Origin of the sequence: Aeromonas sp. ZOR0001 (genome assembly GCF_000801015.1) — a bacterium.
Lineage (GTDB): Bacteria > Pseudomonadota > Gammaproteobacteria > Enterobacterales > Aeromonadaceae > Aeromonas > Aeromonas veronii.
Genome location: NZ_JRJY01000126.1, coordinates 1 through 284, shown reverse-complemented (window position 1 = coordinate 284; position 284 = coordinate 1). Strand labels below are relative to the sequence as shown.

1 protein-coding gene is annotated in these 284 nt (G+C 56.0%); it reads right to left on the bottom strand.

What is annotated here, in order from left to right:
- On the bottom strand, positions 1-284 hold a 284-nt coding region (locus L972_RS16230; protein ID WP_047439554.1), incomplete at both ends, for a type I restriction-modification system subunit M N-terminal domain-containing protein.

The following is a 284-nucleotide window of genomic DNA, read 5'->3' as shown; positions in this document are numbered from 1 at the left end:
CCAAACAGGTGGCGCTCACTGCTGTCGGTGAAGTCGATCTCGTTTAGCTTGTTAATCACCTGCTTGAGCAGGGTGCCGTTCTTCATGTAGTTGAAGGCATCGCTGAACGCCTCTTTCACCACATAGCCACGGGGGTTGAGATCGATATTGGCAGGCTGGTTTTTCAGGCTGTCGAACAGGTCGTTGTTGACGAAATCGAGCAGGGCATCGCCTGTCAGCCCTTCACTATCGGCCGCCCAGTTGCGCCACAGGAAGCGCTCGGGGATGGGGCAGCGGTAGTTATC